The 26,221-nt window shown below is 44.2% G+C and carries 19 protein-coding genes; 13 read left to right on the top strand and 6 right to left on the bottom strand.

What is annotated here, in order from left to right:
- Window positions 1-105: 105 nt before the first annotated feature.
- From KFE98_03005 to KFE98_02975, 7 genes are all read left to right on the top strand, one after another.
- Window positions 106-1,131, top strand: a complete 1,026-nt coding sequence (locus tag KFE98_03005; GenBank protein ID UTW63141.1) for a hypothetical protein — start codon at window positions 106-108, stop codon at window positions 1,129-1,131.
- A gap of 74 nt (window positions 1,132-1,205) precedes the next feature.
- A complete protein-coding gene (locus tag KFE98_03000; protein ID UTW63140.1) occupies window positions 1,206-3,257 on the top strand; it encodes a trypsin-like serine protease in 2,052 nt (683 codons plus the stop codon).
- 416 nt (window positions 3,258-3,673) lie between these two features.
- The gene (locus tag KFE98_02995; GenBank protein ID UTW63139.1) at window positions 3,674-4,699 is read left to right on the top strand and encodes a hypothetical protein; all 1,026 of its coding nucleotides are present in this window, start codon (window positions 3,674-3,676) and stop codon (window positions 4,697-4,699) included.
- 74 nt (window positions 4,700-4,773) lie between these two features.
- Window positions 4,774-6,828, top strand: coding sequence for a T9SS type A sorting domain-containing protein (locus KFE98_02990; GenBank protein UTW63138.1), 2,055 nt, complete (start codon window positions 4,774-4,776; stop codon window positions 6,826-6,828).
- 617 nt (window positions 6,829-7,445) lie between these two features.
- Window positions 7,446-8,501, top strand: coding sequence for a hypothetical protein (locus tag KFE98_02985; GenBank protein UTW63137.1), 1,056 nt, complete (start codon window positions 7,446-7,448; stop codon window positions 8,499-8,501).
- A gap of 20 nt (window positions 8,502-8,521) precedes the next feature.
- A complete protein-coding gene (locus KFE98_02980) occupies window positions 8,522-9,055 on the top strand; it encodes a hypothetical protein (GenBank protein ID UTW63136.1) in 534 nt (177 codons plus the stop codon).
- 25 nt (window positions 9,056-9,080) lie between these two features.
- Window positions 9,081-10,691 (top strand): T9SS type A sorting domain-containing protein, encoded by a 1,611-nt coding sequence (locus KFE98_02975; protein UTW63135.1) that lies wholly within the window; start codon window positions 9,081-9,083, stop codon window positions 10,689-10,691.
- A 47-nt stretch (window positions 10,692-10,738) separates the two neighbouring features.
- Here KFE98_02975 and KFE98_02970 read toward each other — a convergent pair whose 3' ends face one another.
- Complete coding sequence (locus KFE98_02970) at window positions 10,739-11,926, bottom strand: FAD-dependent oxidoreductase (protein UTW63134.1); 1,188 nt, start codon at window positions 11,924-11,926, stop codon at window positions 10,739-10,741.
- The gene (locus KFE98_02965) at window positions 11,923-12,537 is read right to left on the bottom strand and encodes a hypothetical protein (protein ID UTW63133.1); all 615 of its coding nucleotides are present in this window, start codon (window positions 12,535-12,537) and stop codon (window positions 11,923-11,925) included. Before KFE98_02965 ends, KFE98_02970 begins: the two co-directional genes overlap by 4 nt.
- A 180-nt stretch (window positions 12,538-12,717) precedes the next feature.
- On the opposite strand from KFE98_02965, the gene KFE98_02960 reads away from it, so the two are divergent.
- Window positions 12,718-13,815, top strand: coding sequence for a hypothetical protein (locus KFE98_02960; GenBank protein UTW63132.1), 1,098 nt, complete (start codon window positions 12,718-12,720; stop codon window positions 13,813-13,815).
- A gap of 10 nt (window positions 13,816-13,825) precedes the next feature.
- Window positions 13,826-15,514 carry a T9SS type A sorting domain-containing protein gene (locus KFE98_02955; protein ID UTW63131.1) on the top strand — a complete coding sequence of 563 codons (1,689 nt, stop codon included), beginning with the start codon at window positions 13,826-13,828 and terminating at the stop codon, window positions 15,512-15,514.
- A 55-nt stretch (window positions 15,515-15,569) separates the two neighbouring features.
- Here the strand turns inward: KFE98_02955 and KFE98_02950 are convergent, their stop codons facing one another.
- The gene (locus KFE98_02950) at window positions 15,570-16,046 is read right to left on the bottom strand and encodes a DinB family protein (GenBank protein UTW63130.1); all 477 of its coding nucleotides are present in this window, start codon (window positions 16,044-16,046) and stop codon (window positions 15,570-15,572) included.
- A gap of 110 nt (window positions 16,047-16,156) precedes the next feature.
- Between KFE98_02950 and KFE98_02945 the strand changes: the two genes are divergently transcribed.
- Window positions 16,157-17,167 (top strand): hypothetical protein, encoded by a 1,011-nt coding sequence (locus KFE98_02945; GenBank protein ID UTW63129.1) that lies wholly within the window; start codon window positions 16,157-16,159, stop codon window positions 17,165-17,167.
- Between the two features lie 145 nt (window positions 17,168-17,312).
- A complete protein-coding gene (locus KFE98_02940; GenBank protein ID UTW63128.1) occupies window positions 17,313-20,771 on the top strand; it encodes a T9SS type A sorting domain-containing protein in 3,459 nt (1,152 codons plus the stop codon).
- A gap of 3 nt (window positions 20,772-20,774) precedes the next feature.
- Here KFE98_02940 and KFE98_02935 read toward each other — a convergent pair whose 3' ends face one another.
- Window positions 20,775-21,575, bottom strand: a complete 801-nt coding sequence (locus KFE98_02935; protein UTW63127.1) for an energy transducer TonB — start codon at window positions 21,573-21,575, stop codon at window positions 20,775-20,777.
- Window positions 21,576-21,751: 176 nt separating this feature from the next.
- Between KFE98_02935 and KFE98_02930 the strand changes: the two genes are divergently transcribed.
- Window positions 21,752-22,651 (top strand): winged helix-turn-helix transcriptional regulator, encoded by a 900-nt coding sequence (locus KFE98_02930; GenBank protein ID UTW63126.1) that lies wholly within the window; start codon window positions 21,752-21,754, stop codon window positions 22,649-22,651.
- A gap of 162 nt (window positions 22,652-22,813) precedes the next feature.
- Window positions 22,814-23,173, top strand: a complete 360-nt coding sequence (locus tag KFE98_02925) for a DUF3307 domain-containing protein (protein ID UTW63125.1) — start codon at window positions 22,814-22,816, stop codon at window positions 23,171-23,173.
- A gap of 4 nt (window positions 23,174-23,177) precedes the next feature.
- Here KFE98_02925 and nhaA read toward each other — a convergent pair whose 3' ends face one another.
- On the bottom strand, window positions 23,178-24,947 hold the full coding sequence (gene nhaA, locus KFE98_02920) for a Na+/H+ antiporter NhaA (GenBank protein ID UTW63124.1): 1,770 nt from the start codon (window positions 24,945-24,947) through the stop codon (window positions 23,178-23,180).
- Between the two features lie 182 nt (window positions 24,948-25,129).
- Complete coding sequence (locus tag KFE98_02915) at window positions 25,130-26,221, bottom strand: DUF1624 domain-containing protein (protein UTW63123.1); 1,092 nt, start codon at window positions 26,219-26,221, stop codon at window positions 25,130-25,132.

The raw sequence follows: 26,221 nt of genomic DNA, 5'->3' as shown, positions 1-26,221 counted from the left end.
CATTACAAAACGCATGCTTCTGGAGAGTTTAACTCCCATTCAACCCTTTGGCTCTTTTTACAAGGGCTGCTAACACTAATTCTTAACTATTAAAAGCTAAAAGCTATGAAAATCAAACATTTATTGGGTGCCGCTTTGGTGCTCGGATTGACCACCGAAGTAATGGCTCAGACCAATGGAGTAGGAGTGCAGATGAATAACACGCCAACTATGTTTAATCTGCCCAGCCAGGCACTGGGTGTGATGAAACTGACCCATCAAGGAACAAATCCAGTGAGCGTGCCTGCAGGAGTACAGACTCCGCCATACAAATCACCAGACAACTTGATTTTGGATTGGGCACCAACCGTGGCCAGTACCCATCGATTTAACCGGATTGTTTTCCGCGATATCAACAGCAATGCAAATGCCAACGGATTCCAATCTTCCTTAATCGGATATGGTAGCCAATATTCGGTTACAGGAAATACGGATCGGGTGAATGATCTGGGTTTTCATTCCCACCTATCCGGCGGTCAGGATTTCTTCTTTAATAATTTCAAAATCGGAATCAATACCTATAATCCAGACGCCAACATACATATCAAAGGTTCAGGACAAGCCATTGAATTGGAGGCTGACAACAGTCTATCGTCTAATTCCCAATTTACCGACATTGTGTTCTCCAATCCATCTACACCAAACTCAAATCGTGATTGGGTAATTCGTTCTACCGGACCGAACCACACCACACATCCCAACTACCTGGAATTCTGGTCACCAGAGCATAGCAACTCCCGGGTGTATTTTGCCAACACCAAAGTGGGCATTGGAACCACCAAAATGGGATCTGGACCTTACCAGCTTTTTGTAGCCGGAGGAATTCGTACCGAAGAAGTAAAAGTAGACCTGGCTTCCACCTGGCCTGATTATGTATTCGATACAGATTACGACTTGAAAGATCTCTCTGAAGTGAAAGATTTCATTCAAGAGAATCATCACCTGCCCAATGTACCTTCAGCAGAAGAGATGGAAGATGGGATCGAACTGGGAGAAATGGTTCGCTTGCAGATGGAGAAGATTGAAGAGCTTACGATTTATATGATTCAACTCCAGGAGGAGATTCAGGAATTGAAAAAAGAGAAGCAGTAATTATCGGGTTTTAGATCCTGTTAAAATGGTTGGAAAAACCGGCCATTATTTACTTACACAAAAACGCTAAAACCATGAAAACGAAATTACTCTTGCTGCTCTTTATGGGCAGTATACCCTGGATGACTATCCAGGCTCAAACGGGGGGAGATGGTATCCTCACCGATCAGGTAAAACGATTAGAACCACAAGCCGTATTTACATTCCCAGAACAAGATGTGGAAGCTTTTCGGCGGTTGATTGCTGAAGATGAGACTGGAAGTTTAATCGGAAACTCAGCCGAGCTAACCATCAATATGGACAATTATGAAGTTCAAGTGGATGAAAAGACCGGAGAAGTCTATCGATTGATAGCCATTGATGTGGAGCGGCCAGAGCTCTATTCAGCTATAACCCTATACTTCAAGGAGCTTGATTTACAAGGGGCTGACAAGGTATCCATTGTTACTGGAAACGGCGGCGAAGGAGCATTCATTAAGACCCTCGATCGCAAATACAATAAGGATAAAGGAGCCTATGCATTAGGATTCATTCCTATTTCTACAGAACGCATCTTCCTAAAAGTTACTGGAAAGACCCCTAAGGTATCTCTCGAAGGAGTAGGTTACTTCTTTAGAACCACAGCCGTAGGAATTCCAGGTTGGGGAAGCTTGAACTCTTCCATCGAATGCATTCGTTCAGAAAATGTAAACTGTCCTGAATACAGCTATTGGTGCGATGAAAAGCGATCCGTCTTTAAGATGTGTATGACCCATCAAGATGGACGTACCTTCATTTGCAGCGGTGCTTTGGTGGTGAATGAAAGATACGATGGAGCTCCTCTGGCGCTCACAGCAGATCATTGCGTGGAGAACAAAAGAAATGAGCTGACCATTTACATGTTCAACTATGAAAGCCCGGATTGTAGTAATCAACACGGTCCTATTACCCAAACTGTTTCCGGTTCGGAACTTCTGGCTCATCATGAAAAATCCGATTATGCCATTCTGCGTTTAACCGATGATATTCCCAAGGAATACAATGTGTTCTATGCCGGTTGGACCAATAATCAATTTTCCGGAACGAATGATAATCCAACCTGGGGCGTAGGTATTCATCATCCGAGTGGTGACATCAAGAAGGTGGTTTCCTTTGATGAAAAACTTCGCAAGAAATATGTGCGAATCGGCAATCCAAAGCGCTATACCTGGAGAGTAAAACACTCTAAAGGAGGAATAGAAGGCGGTTCATCAGGGTCTCCTTTATTTCAAGGCAACAAAGAGTTGATCGGACAACTCTCTGGAGGTGCAATAGGCGAAGAGTGCGTAAAAAGCTACTATGGAAGATTTCACCGTAGCTGGCATCATTACGGATTGTCTTTTGTATTGAATCCTAACGGAGATCATACCGGATCCTCTAAGCACTACATCGAAAGCATGGTTGGATATGACCCTTGTGTACCCAACTACGCCTTTACTGATGCAACCGATTTACACACCAGTGCCAATGTAGATTTTCAAAACTATTCTGGAACGGCTCCTCGGCGATACAATGGAGTGTATGTAACCTCAGGAGGAATTTTAGCTTCTCAGAATGTTCAAATTCAATCCAGTACTTATGTCGAATTTGATGCGGGAACCACGATTCAGCTAAAACCCGGTTTTCACGCCAAAACGGGAAGTGATTTTTTCGCTCATATCGATGGTTGTAAACCAGAATGTGGAAGGCCCTACGGACAGTACAAATCAGAACCGGTAGACAACGACAATGCCTACGACGGCGTTGGAATTTTTGAAGGTGAAGTGTTGGTTCTTGAAGAAGATCCACCCGAAGAGTTGGATGACGGAGAGCATGAATACTTCGACTATGATATTGAAGAAGAACCTGAAGGTGAGTTAGAACTCATTACCGATCAGGTACACATCTTCCCTAATCCTGCTGCTATCGACTATGAGGTTGAATATTCAGGGGATGATTTAGAGAAGATTCAGGTTTATTCTGCAACGGGTATCTTGCTTTATGAAATGGAAGCCCGGGAAGGACAGAACCTGTACAAGGTTCATATTGAAGAAGAAACTTCCTTTCATGTAGTTCATGTAATCACTCAACGAGGTGTGATCGTGAAGCAAGTGGGAATTGCTCAATAACCAACCTGATCCACATTGGATTGGTAAAAGGTGCCCGAAACTTTCGGGTGCCTTTTTAAACTTTTTCTTGGGGATAAGGCCCTCTAAATCCTGAAATTTTAAGCTTTTGTTTCGATGAGTTACCCCTCGTGGGTGATTGCCATGAGGAATTCCCAAAATCAAGATAATACGATCAGAATCCTTCTTGGTACAAAAGATATGGGGGATGGTACAAAATCCTGAAATCGGCGAAATGGGCCATTTAGTTTTGGTATTGGAAGAAAAAAGGGAAGGTGAAATTTAAGACTTCAATAAACCATCCCGAGCAGCCTTTAATAGAAATAGAACTTCATGTTTGAATGCTATGTGTAATGGCATAAAGTGCTTGTTTCTATGGGTTTGCGATTAGTTAAAACTAAAATTAAACATTCAGGATTATGAAAATCAAACATTTATTGGGTGCCGCTTTGGTACTCGGATTGACCACCGAAGTAATGGCTCAGACCAATGGAGTAGGAGTGCAGATGAATAACACGCCAACTATGTTTAATCTGCCCAGCCAGGCACTGGGTGTGATGAAACTGACCCATCAGGGAACAAATCCAATGAGCGTGCCTGCAGGAGTACAGACTCCGCCATACAAATCACCAGACAACTTGATTTTGGATTGGGCACCAACCGTGGCCAGTTCACATCGATTCAACCGAATTGTTTTCCGCGATATCAACAGCAATGCAAATGCCAACGGATTCCAATCTTCCTTAATCGGATATGGTAGCCAATATTCGGTTACAGGAAATACGGATCGGGTGAATGACCTGGGTTTTCATTCCCACCTATCCGGCGGTCAGGATTTCTTCTTTAATAATTTCAAAATCGGAATCAATACCTATAATCCAGACGCCAACATACATATCAAAGGTTCAGGACAAGCCATTGAATTGGAGGCAGACAACAGTCTATCGTCTAATTCCCAATTTACCGACATTGTGTTCTCCAATCCATCTACGCCAAACTCAAATCGTGATTGGGTTATTCGTTCTACCGGACCGAACCACACCACACATCCTAACTACCTGGAATTCTGGTCACCTGAGCATAGCAACTCCCGGGTGTATTTTGCCAACACCAAAGTGGGCATTGGAACCACCAAAATGGCATCCGGACCTTACCAGTTATTTGTAGCCGGAGGTATTCGTACCGAAGAAGTAAAAGTAGACCTGGCTTCCACTTGGCCTGATTATGTCTTCGATACAGATTACGACTTGAAAGACCTCTCTGAAGTGAAAGATTTCATTCAAGAGAATCATCACCTGCCCAATGTACCTTCAGCAGAAGAGATGGAAGAAGGAATCGAACTGGGAGAAATGGTTCGCTTGCAGATGGAGAAGATTGAAGAGCTTACGATTTATATGATTCAACTCCAGGAAGAGATTCAGGAATTGAAAAAAGAGAAGCAGTAATTATCGGGTTTTAGATCCTGTTAAAGTGGTTGGAAAAACCGGCCATTATTTACTTACACAAAAACGCTAAAACCATGAAAACGAAATTACTCTTGCTGCTGTTCCTCGGCAGTATACCCTGGGTTGTCACCCAGGCACAGAATGGAGGAGAAGGAATCCTCGTAGATCACGTACAAAGCTTAGAATCTCAAGCTACCCACGTACTTCCGGAGCAAGACCTGGATGCTTTTAGGAATATGGTGGTTCAAAACCCCGGCGTATCCTATGCAGGAAGGTCGGCTGAAATGGTGATCAACTTTGATAATTACGACATCCGAACCGATGAGCATACAGGCGAAAAATACCGCCTGGTATCCTTGAATTTGGAACGTAACGATCGATATTCGGCGGTCATATTGTATTTCGAAAATTTCGATTTACAAGGATCGGACAAGTTTTCCATCGTTACCGGAGCGGACAATGAGAATGGTTATACAAGAACCTATAGCCGTAGAAACAATCAGAATAAGGGAGCTTATGCCTCCGGTTTTATTCCAGTGACTACAGAAACGGTTTATATGAAGCTTTCAGGAAGTTCCTCCAAAGTGACGGTTTCTAATGTTGGTTATATCTACAAGAGCGCTGCCGTTGGAGTGCCAGGGTATTCCGGGTTAAACAATTCCAGGGATTGTATTCGTTCAGAGAATATTAACTGCCCTGAATATAGTGAATGGTGTGATCCCAAAAGGTCTGTTTTTAAAATGTGTATGGTTGATGCAAACGGAACAATGTTTTATGCAAGTGGAGCTTTAATAAACAACGAACGAAAAGATGGAGCTCCCTTGGCCTTGACGGCTGCACACAACATTCGTAAAATAGAAAATGAAAAGACCATTTTTATGTTCAACTACGAGAGCCCCAATTGTAGCAATTTGGAAGGTATTCTAAATCATACGGTTCAAGGATCGGTGGTGCTCGATAGTGCTTGGAAAACGGATTACGCGGCCCTCAGAATTACGGAAGATATTCCAAAAGAATACAATGTTTTCTATGCCGGTTGGAATAATGATACCTACTCAGGAGGAGGAAACAATCCTTTAGAAGGCGCGGCTATTACTCATCCCCTAGGTGACATAAAAAAAATAACCACTTTCAAAAAAAGATTGAAAAAGAAAACTAGACCCTTCCCAAATGGGCAAAAGGTTTGGAAGATGAAGGTAGACAAGGGAGGAGCTCAGGATGGCTCGTCCGGAGGGCCATTATTTACCAGTAACAAAAGAATTGTAGGTCAAGTTAAAGGGCCAGACCAAAAAGTCAATGATCCGTGGTGCAAGGCGCATCTTTACGGAAGGTTCTATGTGAGTTGGCATAAATACGGTCTATCCTGGATTCTCAATCCCAACGGAACTCACAGTGGAGATACCAAGTTTTACCTTAAGTATATGGATGGCCATGATCCCTGTGTTCCAAACTACTACTTTACTGACGCTACAGATCTTCATACAAGTGCCAATGTTACCTTCGCTAATTATGCAGGGACCTGGCCTCGTACCTACAATGGAGTATATGTAACCTCGGGTGGAATTGCGGCCTCTCAAAGTGTAGCCATTCAGCCCAATACTTACGTTGAATTTGATGCAGGAACTCAGGTTGAATTGAAGCCTGGGTTTCATGCTAAAACAGGAAGTGAATTCCTGGCTCATGTTGATGGATGTATCCCTCAATGTGGAAGACCTTATGGAGAATATAAAACAGAGCCCATTTCTAACACAGATCCAAACCATGGTGTTGGAATTTTCGAAGGCGAGGAACTGGATTATGATGAAAATTCTCCGGAAGAAATCGACGATACAGAATACGAAGGTTACGAAGATGATTGGGATGAAGAAGGTCCGGAAGAGGCTCCAACGAGCGATATGGTCAATATCTTCCCCAATCCAGCAGCAGTGAACTATACGGTTGAATTCAACGGTGAAAACCTGGAGAGAATTGAAATCTATTCTTCTACCGGAATCCTGCTTCAGGTCATAGAGGCGGAAGAAGGACAAAATCAGTACGCAGTACAGATCGAAGAAACTACAGCCTTCCACGTAGTTCATGTAATTACTCAGCAAGGTGTTATAGTGGAGCAAGTGGGAATTGCTCAATAACCAACCAGGCCCCTATGGGATAGGTATGAAGGCGTCCGAATTTTCGGGCGCCTTTTTTTGTTTTTAAATCAACGGGTAGATTAGCTAAGGGTACAAAAAAAAAGGGTTGTTCCTTGGTTTAGAACAACCCTCAGCGGTGTTGGAAACCTCCTGACTTATTGAGGATTATTTACTTCCCTTATTCCACTGATAATACGGTGATTGAATAGGTGCCTGAGGCGAAATCTGAATACCAGGATTTGAGTCGGAATTCTTTCAATGGCTCTAAGAGGTTTGCCCCGGCGGGCGTGGAAAGCAGTCGCAATAGTAACTCCCCTAATTTGGATTTAAAAGTAAATAGCAGGGAGCAGGAATTGGGTGAAAATGTACGATCCACTCCATTTTTTGTACAAATGCCCTTTTTGATCATACCAATGAGATGGAATTGTACCCAAAACAGAAACCGCCGCGATTCTTTCGCAAAAAAACGACTGCACCTTACGAGCCATTTCCTGTAATTGGCAAATATCCTCAGCGTGCCCATTTTGTTACTTCTACATTCGAGCTTATTAACCGTCCAAATGAGCTACAACTGTAACTCCTTTCGACTTAAATCTCATTAACTAAAACAATAAGCTATGAAAATCAAACATTTACTGGGTGCTGCCTTGGTGCTCGGACTGGGCGTCGAAGCTATGGCACAGACCAATGGAGTAGGAGTGCAATACAACAATACTCCTACCACTTTTAACCTTCCTAACAACGCTGTTGGGGTGATGAAATTGACGCATCGTGGAGCGCCTCCGGGATCCATAAGTCAGTTGCCTCCTCCACTTTTCAATTCTCCGGAAAACGTCATTCTTGATTGGACTCCGGGATTGGGGACAGACTACCGTTTTAATCGCATCGTATTCCGTGATATTGATAATGGTAACATAAATGGAACTCAAACCACCATGGTCGGTTACGGAAGCAGCTACAATAATCCCAGTTATCCTAACCGAAGCAACGACCTTGGATTTCACTCCTACGTTTCGGGCGGGCAAGACTTCTTCTTCGACAACTTTAAGGTTGGTATTAACACCCACACTCCGTCAGCCTACCTTCACATTTTTGGACATGGCCAAGGAATCAAATTAGAGTCCAACAACAATGCGAATCCTAACTCCCAGGCGATGGATATTGTATTTACCAATCCTTCCACTCCAGGAACTCAACGCGACTGGGTGATTCGATCTACAGGACCTAACCATACGACCCATCCAAATTACCTGGAGTTCTGGTCTCCCGAGCACACCAATTCGAGAGTATACTTCGCCAATACCAAGGTGGGCATTGGAACTACCAAAATGGGGTCTGGCCCATACAAGCTTTTTGTAGCGGGAGGTATTCGTACCGAAGAGGTAAAAGTAGATCTGGCTTCGACTTGGCCTGATTACGTTTTCGAAGAAGAATACGAATTGAAAGACCTATCTGAAGTGAAGGAATTCATTGAAGAAAACCACCACTTGCCTAACGTACCGTCGGCCGCCGAAATGGAAGATGGAATTGAATTGGGAGAAATGGTTCGCCTTCAAATGGAAAAAATTGAGGAACTCACCATGTACTTGATAGAGCTTGAAGAGAAAAATGCGGCTTTAGAGGAAAAGGTAGAAGGATTGATGAATAAGTCCAGCACCTCTGGACAAGAGTAAAAGACTCTAAATCGAATGTCATGAGATATATTCTAATAATCCTTTGCTCCCTTCTGTTTATTCAGGGGCAAGCTCAAAATCCCTGGATTTATACTGATGATGGTCCATCCGGACTCTCGTTTGAGACACCAGATTCCATTCATATAATTGACACTCTCAATACCAGGCTGATGGTTGATGAGGTCGATTCACTACTGGCCCTTCAGGTACATGTATTTGATTCAGCCTATTTTGATAGCACGAATGTAATCTTCGATCAACTTCTTGTTGACCAAAACTATGATACGCTCAGAGCCATCGCCAAGCTCATTCTGCTGGCTACCGATAGTGAGACCACAGAGCTGGTTGAGGTCAATACGAATGGGGTTCATGGAATGCAAATTGGAATCAAGTACCTGTCCTTGGCAGCGGATAATCAAATGCATTCCTTCATTCGCTATTACCTCACCCAAGACAATCGCTTTATATCCTTTTCCATTACCGGAGTAGAGAGTGATTTGGTGAGGTTAGTAGCCCATAGGAATCAGTTTTTTGCTTCTATATCCATACAGTAGAAATTACTGATAAAATGAAAGAAACATGAAAAGTTATTTTGCACTAATTCTTCTTTGCTTTTGGGGTGGAAGTCTTCACGCTCAGGGCTGGGGAGAATCTGGATCTTGCAATGTAAATGTGCACGATCCTGGATACTCAAATAATACTCTGTTAAGGTCAAGAGTCGTGAATGCTACTGTAAAATGGGCAGGATGTACCGGTACCTTAATTAACCGCAATACCAGTGATGGGAGTGTGGGTTATTATATTCTAACAGCTGAACATTGTATAGATGGCAAGAATATGAATCTTGAATACGATATCTACTTCAATTATCAGAGTCCCGATGCGTCGAACAATTCTACTGAGCCAAGTAATAGAGGAGTCACCTCCGGACAGTCGACTAATTTTTCTCAAAATAGTCGTCATTACCATCATCGTTCTAAGTTGAGAGTAGTGGGTGATTACAAGTGGGGTGATTTAGCTCTTTTGGAGATTGTGACGCCAGTTCCTCCTCACTTTAACTTTACGTACGCAGGATGGTTATCCAGTAGGTTTTATAATGGGCCATTTACCTCAACTCCGGGTGTAGGTTACCCAACAAGGTATGTAGGGGTTCATCATCCTGAAGGAGATATCAAGAAAATTAGTGGTGTCAACAATATTTTGTGGTTGGAAAACCCCGTAGCTACACATTGTTATACAATCACACGGGTAATTGATGTGCTCTTTGGTTGGATTTGGCAAAGAAGGACTGTGACTACAGTAATTTGTAGGTATGTGGATAACCCCTGGATGGTTGTCCCTAATTTTAGTTACGGAGTAGTTGAGCCAGGCTCTTCAGGGTCAGGGATGTTTAATACCTTCAATCGAGAAATCGGTGTTTTGTCAGGTGGAGCATCTCAATGTGGTTTTCCGTTACTTGAGAGTTATGGTAAACTATATTCAAATTATGGAAACCGTGATATTAGAAGCGCGCTCAATCCAAATTATGACCCTTGGGTAGATTTATTAGGCTTGCCTGATCGCAAGGTTACCTGTTACCACAGTCTAAATCTTCCAGGAGGGGCACCTGGCTCAACAGGATATTACTTCCCTGCAAAAGATTATGGTCCGAACAACAAAGTCCTACTTCGTGCTCAAACGAATATCAACACTACTGAAGATATCATCATTTTTGAGGACGCCGATTATGAGTTTGTCGCTGGAAATGGAATCACTTTAGGAAAAGGGTTTCACGCCAAAAATCAAAGTAATTTTCGAGCGAGCATAGCCCCTTGTACACCTCAAATGAAGAGTACACCTGAACAGCGAGCCATGGATAAATTGGATCAGATCGAATTACCGGAATCCAAGCAATTTGATATAACTCAGTATTTGTCGGATGAGGAGTTAGAAAACTATCAAAAAGCAGAATCAATCCAGGTCTATCCCAATCCTAATAATGGACGATTTCAGCTAAGATTACCCGACAATGGAGTGGGTGAATACCAAATGGAAATCACCTCCTTGGAGGGTAAAAAGGTCATTCAACGTACTTTGGATGGATCTGAATCACACCACGAGGTTAATTTAGAATCCTTCGAATCCGGAGTCTACATTTTACGCGTGCACAATTCGGAAATGATTTGGACGGAAAGAATCATCAAAGAATAAAATGAACAGACATAGCCTGTGTGAAGAGCCCTTCGGGGCTCTTTTTTTTAGGCTGTTTTCAAAACATCTTGAGCGGCGGTAACACCTGAAAATCCAGCTCCATGAACGGTAGACCACTCGTCAGGATGCATGGCTTCTCCAGCGAAATACAGACGATCGCTAATCGAAGAGTTCATTTTTTCAATTCGCTGCCGGTGTCTACTTCCAGCGAAACTGTAGGATCCCTGAATGTAGGGTTCGGCCGACCAATTTTGAACCACGCCACTCAGGTAATATTGACTGGCTTGGCCATCGAATATTTGATCCAACTCAGCCAGAACGGCATCCAGGACTTCCTGAGCAGAATTCAACTCGGTAAAATCGCTCGCAGAATCACCCACATTAAAGAGGGCTAAAACGTGCTCGGGGCTATCCTTTTTAAAGGCTGCGTCGTAATACAATCGTTCACCACCATCTCCAAAAATCATGTCACCCACCGAAACTAAATCCGGGTAAAACTTTTTCGAAAACTTCATGAATACCTTAAGTCCCGGAGGAATCGAAACTTCGTTCATTGCGTTGACCTTTTCTTCCGGAAGGGGAGGGGTGAATCCAATAAACCCCTTTTGAAGGATGGCCAGAGGAACCGTTAATATGACCCGATCGGCGGTATGGGTTATTCCATTTTGATCCACCACTTCGACCAAAGAGGAGCTGTAGTCGATACGAGTAATGGGCGTGTTGTAGGTGATTTTTTTGGCAAATGACGGGACGATATAGTTTTCAAAGAAATCATACCAGGTCGACCGCTTGAATTTGTATTCCCCATAAAAGGTGGCCGCCCAGTTTCTGCGTTGGAGTTTTCCTTTATTCCATTGGTAGTAGGTATTGAGTTTGTAGGGGATCAGGTCTACACTGCCCGGTTTACTTTCATCATCAATGAGTCGGCTAAATACCCGTGGTTTGCTGTGAATCCATTCGGCTCCCAAATCAATGGGAAAATCGGCAAAGTTTTCCAGCTTCTTCACCCGACCACCGTAAATCGATGAAGCTTCGAGGATTTCAAAATTGGCTCCATGACGCTGTAAGGTATAGCCCGCCATCAATCCGGCAGCACCGGCTCCAATAACAATGGTTTTACCCGTAAATTGTACATTGAGTTCATCTTCCTTCCTACAGCCAGCGAGCAGAGTAGGGGCCAGTGTGATACCCACACCCATTAAGGCACATCGTTTTATAAATTCTTCCCGGGTCATGGTGCTTGTAATTTGTATTTAAAACCTCCTTCTAAAAATCCCTGGCTTGTGGCTTCATAGCTTCCTGAAAGCTCTACGCCATAGGTTAGCCCCAGGTAAACCCGCCATCGCCGACCGATTTCATACCCAGCCTCATAGCGAAGAGAGGGAAAGAAAAAATGCCGGGCTTCTCGTTCAATGTTGGATCGCCTTCCTGAAAAGTCCACATCAAAACTCATGACCTCCAGATTGAGCTGATAGCCAAGTCCCGCTGAAAGAGCCGAGTAAAATCCCTTTCCTTCGGTTTGCCGTTCCAATCCACCACGAATTTCGATGAGGTAGTTGGAGTAGTAGCTGGGGCGGGTGTAATGGGCCAGGTGAGGACCACCGAAAAAGGTAGTCCGTTTCGTTTTGGTCACTTCTCCTTTCACCTTTTCCTTGGAAAAGGATTTCAGCTGAAAGTCTAATCCCAGTCGAACTCCAGGGCGAATGACTCCTTGCCCAAAATACCCCAAGGATAGGGTAGGATTTTTTATTTCCAGTTGAGCATGGGCTTGACTGTTAGTTCCGAATAGGGCAAAAAGTATGGCCGATATCGGAAAACAAAACTTGATCAAAGTGGAATAATGCATGACATCTCCGATTAAAAAGTAAAGCTAATAAACCCACTGAATTACCTTGACAAACAATATCAGGTAATTCGCAAGGATTCTAATGTTGTCTGCAAAACGAGCTGATTAATAGGAGTTTATTTCAATACTTTTCAAATGCTTTGAATAGTAAATACCCTTTTTAACCAAAAAAAATAAACCATGAAAATCAAAAGAATTTTAGGCTCAGCCGTACTGATTGGTATCGTTAGTAGTGCATCTGCACAAATGACTGGAACCGGTGTTCAATACAACAATACTCCTGGAGCATTTAGTTTGCCCAGCAATGGAGTAGGAGTCCTTCGACTTACCCATGAAGGAGAAACTCCGGGTGGAGTGAGCAGTCTCCCAGCTCCACTTTACCATTCCACACATAATGCCATTTTGGATTGGAAACCCACGGTAAATCAGCCGTATCGATACAGTCAGATAGCTTTTAGGGATCCTGATCTGATAAGCACTGATAAAATTCAATCCTCTCTTATTTCTTATGGGTCTTTTTATACCGGAACCAATCATGCTTCTAACGACATTGGATTTAAGTCGCATATGGGTTCCGTAGGCGGGCACCATTTCTTTTTGGATGGATTTCGATTAGGAATTAATACATACGACCCTAAAGGGTCCATTCACGTGAACCTTGAGGGTAATGGGTCATCCCAAGCCTTGGTCATTGATGTGGATGTGAGCAATCCTAATGTGAATGCCCATTATGCAGATATCGTATTTCAAAACCCGGATATGCAAACCCATAATCCCGGGGCAGCAACTAATCGGGATTGGATCATTAGATCCATTAGTACGGAACATCAGTCCTACGGGCAAACTTTGGAGTTTTGGGCTCCTGAATTCCAAGAGCCCCGTGTCTATTTTCCAAATGGAAAAGGACCCATTAAAGTGGGTATAGGCGTTGCACCCGGAAGTGCTAATTATCAGATGACCGGAGGGTATCAGCTTTACGTGGCCACAGGTATTCTAACAGAACGACTCAAAGTGGCCACCTTGGGAACTACAGAATGGGCTGACTACGTTTTTGATGAGGAATACGATTTAAGAGATTTGAAAGAAGTGGAAGCTTTTGTTCAGGAAAACCACCATTTGCCTGATGTGCCGTCGGCTGCAGAGGTAGAAGAAAACGGCGTTGACATGGTAGATATGGACGCAACCTTACTGCGAAAAATAGAAGAATTGACCCTATATGTGATTCAACTCAGCAAGGAAAATGAGGAGATGAAGCAACAGCTTGATGCGCTTAAATAAGGAGGCCGCTATGTATAAAGTTTTAATACTTGGGCTGTCCATTTTGAGCTTGAGCATTTCCTTGAATGTTCATGCACAAAATATCTATGGCCCCAATTTGGTGCCGAATGGCAGTTTTGAAAACAGCGCTTCTTGCGGCAGTGTGCCAGGTGATGCTGGAATATTCCTACCCAATTGGATTACTCAGGCTGGAACACCGGACATTTTTAACAACCACTGCTTTTACGATTATGTACGTCCACAGATGAGTGGAGGATTTGATTGTGGCAGAATCAAACCTGTATGTATATATGAGAAGGAACATAACCACCCCTTACCCATCCAAGCCAGGCATATGGAGCAGTTTGCTGGATTGAGGAGCCCGGAGAAAATGTCGGTTGAATTTACCACTCCACTTGAGCCACATACTTGCTATAGAGTTTCTTACTGGATCAGAGATGGCGGGCCCATTATGAATGACAATGGAATAATCATGAGACTGGACCCAGGTCAGGCTCATTGCGATCGAGCCGTATACATAACAGGTCAAAAAAGCCATTTTGGCGTTAAAATTAGCAACGATCCCAATCCCCATGCCGCCGGAGAATTGTTTGTAGTTTCTGAAGTATTGAATTATGCGGATTGGACAATGATGTCATTCCTCTATTGTGCGCAGGGTGGAGAACGATTTCTGCATATGGGGCAATTCAACAGTTCCAGTGCTATGCACCATGACAATACGGGTAGCTACATTTCCCTTTGTGAAGCTTTTCCCAATGCTTCTCAAGCCTATGCCCTATTTGATAATGTTTCGGTTCATAAAGTAGACAATGAGGTCATGTATTTTGAGAACCAAACCATTCATTCCTTTCCTCCACCTTTCAATATTTTCCCGATTTTGATCAGTTCCGGGCGTATTGTAGCTGGGGAATCTGTGGATCCAGGTCAAGTGGATGGGCCTGTACATTTTGTACCGAATACTTCAATCAAAAGGGAGTACATATCTCGAACGGCAGTCCATTTGTTTCCAGGCTTTGAGGCGGATGCCAATTTTGAAGCTTACATCGAGCCTGGATCACTTTGTGGTGAGGAGTGTGCTCCAACCCCATGCGACGAACTTCCCAACCCCTTGGAAGGACTTAGTATCGATTTGTATCTAAATGGAGTCAATGCCAACAACATGACCTTCGATCAGTTATTTGTTGGGGATATTGAAGTTCGGCTTAACGGAATTCCACCTGGTAATGGGATCGCAACCTGGACGGGAACGGCTTCTGCTTCGCCCTGGGTAGACATTGCATTTTCAAACGGAACCTGGGTGGTTCGAAAAGGAGATAATACCTGGGCGGGCGTTTATACGGTTACTTTGACTTATATAATCGACGGCTGTGAGTGGACCATTACCCGAGATATTATTTTCCAAGGTATCCCGAAAACAAGTTCTCAAGATCGAACGCTTACCACCACAGAGAATCGATTGGAATCCTTTGAAATTCGAGTACTGCCAAATCCTCTAGAAAACGAGGGAATAGTCCAAGGATTATTGCAAGGATCGGCTGAGCTCTCGCTCATGGATATGAGTGGTAAGCTGGTCTATGAGTACAAGGGAGAAGTGCATCCTGATTTTAAGTTGAATTTAGAAAATCTGGATAAAGGAACCTACCTGCTCAGAGTGATTCAAAACGGAAAGCAATCTACTTTGAGATTGACCAAAGAATAAGCTAAGTAATAAACTTGCTGAGTAACTAAGCCGTTCCAATCTTGGAGCGGCTTTTTTATTTTTTCTGAGCCTCTAACAACTGTTTTTTTATCAAAGCGATTTGCCCCAAATGATAATGGCTGTGCTCGATAATACCATGAATGTTGCGGTACAAGGTTCCGTATTTGGGATCTGTGAAAGGGGCGTCCCAATCCTCGGCAGGAATCTGCTCTACCAGGGTGGCAAATTCTTCAGCGTCTTTTAAAATTTCTTTTTGAAATGCCTCCCAATCTTCTTGAGAGTGTATCGGAGGATGATCAAAACTGAATTTGTCATGAGCAGTAAGTGGACCTCCTTTAAGCACGGGAAGAACTTCATGAACGAAGTAGCTCAGGTGAAAGCTAAGGGTGGCAATCGTATTAAAAGACCCTACCTGTTCAAGAGCCTGCTTCCAGGTAATTGCTGCCAGGGTGTCTTTCACATTCACAGTGGTCCAGTTACCACCGAAAAATACGCCGCGAAAATGTTGAGCTATTTGAGGTGAAGGATTCATGAATACTTGGTGTTGATGGTCAAATATAGCAAGGATTTGGATAGGGAAATCCCCTATCAATGCTCCCTTCAAAGGGAGTTAGGTTTGAGGGAATCAATACATGAAGCATTATGATGGACTTGGATCTTTACAGTTACGAAATCAAGGAATTTACCCGGGACGAAAATGTGGCCGTCGGGGCCTGGAATTTGGCCAATCACGACGTGGTTCGCTGGGCACGAACGGGGCAAAACGATCAACGATTTGTGGTGGTGCCTGTGGAAGGGACAAACAAAGTACGATTGATTACCCTGCGTGAAGACGTAGGAGAGCGAAGGGCAGTCGCTATTGAGCCCAATGGTGGAGCTATCACCTGGGGCAAAACGGATGATGGATCGGACCTGTTTGAAATGATACAAGTGGGTGATCGGGTGGCCTTTAAAGAGAGTACTCGGGGCGAGTATCTGGATGTGGATTACCGAACCGGACGAATGCAGCGTTGGGAGGGAGATAATGGAAAGCCAAAGGAAAATCAACTCTTTCAACTGACCAATAAGAAACCTTTTCCCTACATGGACGATGAAAGCGAATCGTTTCTCAAAAAACATGCGGGCTTTAGCCGCGATTTGATGAAGGTGATTTGCAATGCCAATCTATCGGAACAGGAGTTGAATCTTCTCGGTAAAATTGATGCGACTCAATTGGGATTGGTTGCTGAGGTGCTCAAGCCCTTGCCATTCTTCAAAAGTTACCTGGCACGTATTCAAAATGGAGGTGATTTAAACTTGACCGCTTCCGAAGCAGCAGCACTTACTCCGGAAAAATCGCAGGAACTGGCGATGATCATTGGTGGTGTAATAGGAATTGTAGTGGCCATTATCGGCGTGATAATCGCCATCATTGGAGCCTTGTTGTTATGGGCATTCGGATTTGGTACGGCAGCGTTAGGACTGGGTATTGTCCTCATTGTTATTGGCGTAATGATCATTGTTTTTTCGGTTGTATTGCGCATTCCGTTTGGAGAAGTGATACGTCAAATTGAAAAGTGGTTTAGTTCATCCACGGCCTCCCTACAATCCGAACGACCTTCCCGGGAAGCAGTGCTGCAAAATGCTTCGAACATCGGGCTGAATTTGACTTAATGCAGTGAACTTCTTCAATAGGGCAGTCCGTCATTGGGCTTGCCCTTTTTGGAGGGGTGCAATGGTTTGGCGGGGTTAAACAATTCGGGGTTTCAACTGTTTTTCATTGTATTTTTGAAGCCTTAATAATTTGACCTAATCCGCTATGAATTCATTGCCAATCAAATCAGGAGTACTGCTTGTTCTCCTTTTTCTGGTTTACTCGGTTCGAGCTCAATTGACCGAACACTATTTTACCGATACCAGCACCGCCAATTCCGGAAGCATTATTTGTTCCATTCATTGCGATCCTTACACCTTGTTGGGTGGTGAAAATGCCAATCCATACCTTCACCAATCATGCATTACCAAGGTAGATTCCAACGGAAATCTGGTTTGGACTACGGGAGATACCGATACCTCAGTCTACAACTTTAGTCAGTATCGGGATGAGGGCATCAAGGAAATGGTATGGAACGATTCGGTGGTGTATGCCTACAATTTGCGTCGTACCAATAATTACTTGCGGGAAATCTGGAAGGTCGATTATCAATCCGGTCAGATTCTGTGGAAAAAGCCCTTCTTTATCAAGGGGTGGAATTTCTCCTTTTTTAAGGAATATGATGCCACCAAATTGTTGATGGGCTATGAAGGATCAGGAAGAAAAGGATTTGCCTTTATCAGCAAATTAACCGGTGATACCCTATCCACTCACCAGTCTAAGGTATCGGGTGACTCCAGGCATTTTGTAGTAGATTCTGCAGGTGATATGTATTCCTGCGTTGGCGATAGCCTTTTCAAAATTTCAGGAGCAAATCCGGATAGCATCATTTGGAGGGTCGGTTATGCTCAGCAAAAGGATTTACGGGAAGGCTTATTTCTTTACCTGGATTCCGCCAATGATCTCTATCTCTATGGAAAAGACAGGTGGTCGCCTGGGCTATTTATGAAAATCAATCCGGCCAATGGAGCAGTGGTACATGACGAGAATATCAACGTGGATTATAATGTAGCCCACTGCATTGACCACAAGGGCGGCTTGGTCTTTTTATTTCGCCATTCTACCGTAGGAGGAAGTACCTACTATTTCAAGTTTTCCCGATTCAACAAATCCACGCTCAAGTTTGATTACCATACTCAATATAGCTTTAAAGGACAAGGAAATCCTGGTGTACGCCATGGCGATGAGCAGGGTCCATTGGATGTGGAAATGGTGGGAGATATGGCCTACATCACCGGATATTACGGAGATGCGAATACCGGACCAGGTTGCTGGGGAAACCTAAAGATGAATACCAATAATGGACAAGTCCTTTGGGAATCGACGATTACTCGGGATACCTCACGTAAAGACCTGACTTCAGATGGCCACGTTATCAATTGGGTTAACGGAAAGTTGCTGGTTTTTGGAGATCTTGAATACACGGCAACAGACTGCTACCATTGCGAGAAAACCTGGGTCACAGCGGCCGAATTGGACACCACAACCGGAGCTCCCTCCAAGGTGAGGAGATTGGGATTAGCCGGAATCGAATACCCGTCATCGGTCATCGAAATCAAGAAAAACGGGAACCATACCTACGTGCTCAAACAAGAAGGAAACCGGGGATTATTAGAGAAGTATGATTTCAATCAAAATCTTCAATTCCGCACCTGGTTAGATAGTTGGCTATTAATGCGCCCTTTAGGTTTTGATTTTATGCCCAATGGAGATGTGCTTATCATGGCTTACGACATTAGGGGAGACTCTAAACCACCTTATATAGATGATAATCCCACCGATTTTATCTTCATGCAAGTGAATGATTCGGGGCAAATTGTAAGGAGCAAAGGGACGAGCCCGAGTTACTACTACGGATTTCCATTTCAGCTCATACCAGATTCCACCACCCCATATATCCTTGTAAAAGGAAGTCACAATGGACCATCCACCGATATGGGGCAACTCTATAACTCAAATTCGATAGGTAAAACCGGCAACATTGGAGGCTATCATGAAAAGCACTCCATCATCAATCAAACCGTTCAATTTAAGGCGGGTACCTTTTATTATTTTTCAGAAAATGAAGTTTTAGAGGTCGTTAATTACAAGTCTACTCGCTACGATTATTTCTCCGCTTTGACTCATTCCAATGAAGTACTGAAAGTATCGCCTCAAGAAATATTGATCACCGGAAAAGATGTGCAAGGTAGAGCCTGTTTGGTATCTTACAACCTGGCTGGAAACAACACCAATTGGATAAGCTATTATGCAGCACAATCCGAAACCTATCGCTTGATTTATAGCCATGATTCCTCGGCCATATTCATGGTGGGAATGTCTCAAAGTCATTTGGACGTTTACAAGGTCAGTGCACAAAATGGGAGCATCATATGGCGTTCGTCGTACACTGGACCTCTGGCTCACAAAGCCGATCTCCCTACATCCTTGGCTGAAGATCCGAAAAGCAAGCAGCTATATGTAGGTGGAATGCAAATGGATACCCTCCAGGGAAAGGATATTACCCATGCCCTAATTCTAACCTTCGATTCGGTGGGAAATCCAATCGATACCCTGGTAAAAAGAGGAAACCTTGGATTGGACAGCAAAGTGAATTGTATAGAGCGATTACCCAATGGCCGAATCTGGGCAGGAGGCGAATTCAATCACAGCTCGGTTGGCAAGGCTGGTGTTCTTTTTGGTAGCCCCAAGTCGAGCTATTTTTTGAAGTCTCACCAGGTAAGCGCTTGCCGATTCTATAAGTTACCAGGAGGAAAATTCATCACTCAATCAGGTGTGTATTTTGATACGCTGTCCAGTTCCGGGGTTGATACGATTCATCAATTTCACCTGACCATTTTGCCCGTCGTTTACACCACCGTTCAAGCGGCCGACTGCAAGTCCTATACTTCGCCAAGTGGAAGACATACCTGGACCGTATCGGGTAACTATAACGATACGCTTCAGGCGGTAAGTGGATGTGATAGTATTCTGAATATTAATTTGACAATCAATACGATTTACCAGGCTCCCTCTCAGAGTATTAAAACCTGTAATTCCTACACCTCGCCCAGCGGAAATTATACCTGGACCACCTCCGGTACCTACAGGGATACTTCTCTGGCTGGACAGTCTTGCGATACAGCCTGGGTGTTTCAGTTGACCATCGATACCTTGGCTACAGGTCAGGTGGTGCAAAATGGGCAAGATCTGGAAACCTCGGTGCCTTATACTACCTACCAGTGGTTGGATTGCAACCAGGGATATGCTCGAATCCAAGGTGAATTGAATAGAACATTCTCACCGGCTCAGTTTGGCAATTATGCTGTGCAAGTGAGCCAGGGAAGTTGTAGAGATACCTTGGCCTGCTTTACCTATGCCTCCAATTCGATAGAAGGTGATAAAGCAGACCCAGATCGTGTACAGGTCTATCCAAATCCAGTTAAAGAATCCTTGACCATAAGCTTTGTTGAAACCCTCATGAGCTTCGAGTTGATGGACGCACAGGGCCGAATGGTTCGGTCAGGTGTCTTGGAAAATAAGGTCTCAACCCTTGATTTTAGTTCGCTTCCGGTGGGTGTATATACCCTTCATCTGCAAGGAAATGGAGAACCTGTTATCAAGCGGATTACTCGGATGGAATAGGGTTTAGCAGCCCTGGTTTCCAACTACAGCAATGAATTGTTGGCTGATGGTATTACCCTTGCCGTCCAAGGCAGGCGACCAGGTAGGGAGGTTTTGCACCAGTTCAATCCAATTTTGATCCCATACCGGGTCACCACTGGTTTGATCCAACTGAACATGGACAACTTTTCCGTTGGGATCAACCTGGAAAGAAACATTTACCACCCATACCGGGACATCCGGATCGGATTCATCCATTTTTTGGTGTTCGTTTTTTAAGTAATCCAATAGCGCTTGGTGTCCGCCCGGAAATTGTGCGGATTGTTCAGGGGCAATGGCCGAATAGTATTTCAGCGTTCGATAATCTGTTTCACCGGTAGCCGCATTAGCCGTGGCATACCCAACACGAATTTCCAAAGATGAATTCATATCGGCGGTCTGAATAAGTTTCAATTGCTCCGGACTCAATTCGATATTGGAGCCAAAAGCCTTAGCCGAATCCTGATTGACCAGGCCTCGAATTTCCACCGATTGGTAATCCTGAATCCAATGGGTCGGGTAATCAGGAATAAGATCTTCCAGGGTTTTGGCCTGCAACAATTCGCTGGGTCGGAGGAACTTTTTTTGGGGGCTGTTTACTTGATAAAAAGCTTTTAAACCACCGGGGGATCTTTGGGATAAAATGGCCTCATGTTTCCATTTCCAGGTGGGAGAAGAAGAGGGGGTACAATTTTTAGTTTCCGGTTCTGGGCTCTGGTTAAATCCTGTTGATAGCAATCCAATTAAGGTAACCAGACTAATAAAAAGAAGAAGAGAAATTCGCATAATTTGATCGTTTTGTCCAAAGCTACCGGAGGAGAAGGCGAAGAAGCGTAAAAGCTCTGTAATTAAAGGTTAGCGAAGTGTAAATTAACGTAAAATGATGTCTTTACCTTCGTAGAGCGCAGAGAATCTCATAGCTTTACTCCATGGTCATTTTTGGGCATTATATAAGAGCTGGTTTGTTCCTCCTGCTAATGGCGGGCGGTCCCTTGCTCCATGCTCGATCCAATGTGGATGAAGGGCGAATTCAGGTGGTTTTAAGAATGGTGGGGCACCAGGTTTTGTTGGCCTCTGGAGATTCATCTTCCCGAATTATGCCCATTGTGAAGGACGGGGATCGATACAAGATTCCGCTGGAATCTGATTTTCATTTTGTGAGCGCCGATTTGGTCAAGGCTATCCGAGAGGTCATGCTGGAAACGGAAATTGCTTCGAGTTACCGAGTGGAGGTGGAGGAATGTGATTCCCGGGCCGTAGTCTACAGCTTCGAAGTAGGATTGCCTGAACAAAAGGAATTGATACCCTGCCAGGCTCGAGAGCATCCTACTGGATGTTACGATTTGATGATTACCCTAATCGGGCCTCCAGAACAGCTTGCACAAACCTCTCCTTTGATCGATCCTTCAGAGCCCGGTGAAACGGAAGAATCTGAATTCGGGTATTTAGGGTGGATCATTGGTTTTTTGATTTTGTCCGTTGGATTGCTTGTTTTGAGAATTAAAGGCAAGGGCCATAGCCCGGAAAATGGCTCTCAATTGTCCACCTCCGCAGCCTTAAATGTGGGCAATTTTTCCTTTAATCCCAGTAGTATGGAGCTGGCATTGGAAGAAAACAAAACCGAATTAACCGGCAAGGAATCCGAATTGCTGCACCTCTTTATCAACCGCCGCAATCAAACGGTGAAGAGGGAAGAAATCCTCAACCGGGTTTGGGGCGATGAGGGCGGTTACGTTGGCCGAACCTTAGATGTATTTGTTTCCCGACTGCGTAAGAAACTGGAGGCCGATCCAAGCATCAAGATCATCAATATTCGCGGTGTGGGTTACAAGCTGGTGGTGGAAGGAATGGGGACAACATGATCCGGAAAAGCTCTTTATCATTGGGCTTTTGGGCGATTCCAGAGTTGGAGATTGCCTGATTGGCAGAAAATTTTGGATAGTTCTTAGTTAAGCTGGCCTTCCGAATTCCGATCCAATTCTTTAGGTACGGACTATCATTCAGTTAATACCTATCTTTTCGACGTGACTTTTAGCATGCTATTGGTGGCCCACTGGGCTGGGGATTTTCTCTTCCAGTCTTCGAATATGGCTTTGAAGAAGAGCTATAGTTTGAAATGGTTATGCCTTCATGTGGCTACCTATTCCACAACCCTTCTGCTTTTCAGCCTCCTGCTTTTGCCTTTTAAACAAGCCATATTCTTTGCACTTGTTAACGGAGCCCTGCATTTAATAACCGACTTTTTTACGAGCAAGCTTGTCCACAAATACCGTGACGAACCTCGCAAGTTTTACCCCATCATAGGGTTCGACCAAATGATCCACATGCAATGCCTTTTCTGGACTTTACACTACCTGGACAACATCATGCAGATTGTGGGCTAAAAGCTTAGGCTTTTTTGGTCACTGCTCTTAGAATAACTAATCCCACCACTGCTGAAATCAAGGAGGCGATAAGAATACTGATTTTGGAAGAAGTCAAAAGATCTCCGGAAAAGGCACTTGAAGCCACCACAATAGACATGGTAAATCCTACTCCGGCCAGGCACGAGGCCCCCATCAACTGAGGCCAGTTTATTTCGGGAGACAACTGAGCAATTTTCAACTTGGATGCCAGCCAGCATGCACCTACAATTCCCAGTGGTTTTCCAATCGCAAGGCCCAATACAACGCCCAGACTAACGGGGGCAAAAAGATCGAGTTTATCCGCCACAATGAGGATTCCGGTATTGAAGAATGCAAACACGGGGAGGATTAGAAAGTTGACCATTTTTTCCAAAGAATGCATCAAATGGTCACTGGGTTCCCGAAGTCGTTCAATGGAGTTTTGAAGTAAGCCAAGGGATGCAAATCCAATGTGTTTTTGGTCGTTTCCGTCGTCGTTTATCTTTTCGAGTTCCTTGTCAAAAACAATGGCTGTTTGACGCGCAATCAAGGACAGATCTGCATTTCTACGTGATGGAATTAGAATGGCCGTGATCACCCCAGCAAGCGTGGCATGGAGTCCACTTTGAAAGATGAGAAACCAAAGTATGAGCCCAAGGCCCACGTAGGCTGTCATGTCGTAAACCTTCTTTTTGTTGAGGTAAAACATCAGAGCAATCACAATCAATGCTCCTAAGAAGGGCATGACGTGGAACCCGTGACCATAGAATAGGGCGATCACGACAATCGCTCCCAAGTCATCCGCTACGGCCAGGGCGGAGATAAATACTTTGAGTGATATAGGCACCCGGGAGCCTAATAAGGCCATGAGTCCCAGGGTAAAGGCAATATCTGTAGCCATGGGAATTCCCCAGCCATTGGCGGTGGGAGTTCCGGTATTCATCAAAAAATAGATAAGGGCAGGAATGGTCATTCCACCTAAAGCTCCAATCACTGGCATGGCGGCTCGTTTCATATCGGATAGTTCCCCATCCAATACCTCCTTTTTAATTTCCAGTCCAATCATTAAAAAGAAAATGGCCATCAAAAAGTCGTTGATCCAAATTTCCAGGTGGAGCATTAGGTCATGTTCTCCGAATGCCAGTCCCATTTTGGTGTGTCGCCAGTGCTCATAGAGGTCGAAAAAACCGAAGTTGACCATGATCAGGGCAGCGGCCGTGGCAATGATCAAGGCGGCAGCGGCTGAAGCACCCCATTGAAAGAAGCTTTCTATGGCCTTGTCAAATTCCTGGCTTCCCCGATTTTCGATGGCTGCAAAGAGGGAGTCATCATCCCAGGCTCCGTTGTAAGGCGATCCGTCGATGGTAATTCCAGGGAAAACCCAAAGGCCACAATGCTTCGAATCTTCAATGTCTTTTTCAATACGAGCTTGAGTCTGCGGATCGTGAAAATCTTTTTCGAATTGGTCCATGTTAAGGCCCACTTCCCGGGCTACTTCAAAGACCTTTTCTTCTGCAAATTTGTTGCTATTTCCAGCCAAAAGCTGGTAAACCTTTTCCGATTTGCTAATCCCTTGAGGTTCGGCGGCGATAACGGCCTTGGCAGCGTTTATTGCGAGGGGGTGCTCATCTAAATCCGGACAATACTTGTACGTCAATTCAACGGAATCTCCGTACTTCTTTAATGAATCTCTAAGCGATTGGGAGGATTCGCCCGAAACCTTGTGTTTCAAATTACGGTAGGCTTCGAGGATGATCTTCTTGTTTCCTGTCATAGATGTGAATCGATAATTTCCGATGCGGTGCTAACGGTGTGTAAAGCAATAAATTTTACGGCTTTCGGCAAGTTAGGAATTAATTAATCCATTTTAAAGAAATGGTGGTGAATTGCTTCCGACTTATTCCTTGTCAAAACCTTTGAAATTCAGAAAACATGAGGTATGGAAGGCTTTGAAGATTAGCCGGTTACTTTCCGCATGAGCGTTTCCAAAGGGCCTCGGCCTTTTTTCATTTTCCAAAGGTGCGATCCAATGACCAGGAAAAGGCTAAAAAGCAGGCTATAACCAAATGCAAATTCGATGGAAAAGGCCTGTTCCAGCTTTCCAGTAACCATCAACAGACCGAGCATGCCCAATACGACATGGGCAAAATAATTGGTCAGAGCTAATTGGCCTCCACTGATAAGCGACCGAATAACCAGAGAATCTGGAAATCGTTTGGCCATGGAAACGCAAAGGGTAATCAGAAAAACGGCCAGGCTGCTTGCAGAAAGCATATAAAATAGGGATGGCGGCATCGGACCGGTAGAGAACAAAAAATCAACGCTTTCGGCATCCATTTCAAGGAAGGGGCCGGCTGTTTTTAAGGCTCCCCATGAAAGAATGGTGAAGAGGACAAAAATGACCAGTGATGACCACCTAAGTTTGGCTACCATGGCCTTGTTATTGAAATCTAATCGGCCGACCCAAACTCCGGTGAGTAGAAATGCAATCCAGGGTATGACTGGGTGAAATCCATTGAAAAATAGGTTTCGAAAGAATCCAGTTGGCGTGAAAAAGTCGGTGTATTCCAAGGTGTTCCAATCCCAGCCCGCTTCGTAGTTTAGGGTAACCAAAAGGATCGGGTAGATTAGAATCAAAAAGAGACTGCTGGCTATAAGGGTAGCTCTGGAAAGAGCTAAAAACAAGACCCCAAAACTGAGGTAAACTCCATAGTAGTGCAGAATGTCGGCCGGCCAAATGACGTAGTAGCTCATTCCCACAACAAACAGAAAGAGTGCCCTTTTCCATAAGATAATACGAACCTGAGCGGCTTTTTCTTTTCCGCCTCGATCCATGGCACCTTTCCACATGAGAGTCATGCCGACACCAGCCAATACGACAAAAAGAGCAGCTGCTTTTCCCGATAGAAGTTCCAGGAGGTGATAGAGACTCTTGTCTGACTCTGAGGGAAGAACCATTACGGTCTTAAAATTGACCAGAACCATTCCAACCAAAGCCAAGCCTCGGGCCAAATCGAATCCGTAAATGCGCTTAGAGTCGGTTTTCAA

The organism is bacterium SCSIO 12741 (assembly GCA_024398055.1).
Lineage (GTDB): Bacteria > Bacteroidota > Bacteroidia > Flavobacteriales_G > Salibacteraceae > SCSIO-12741.
Note: the sequence above shows the minus strand (reverse complement) of the source record. Positions and strands in the feature narration are given on the sequence as shown.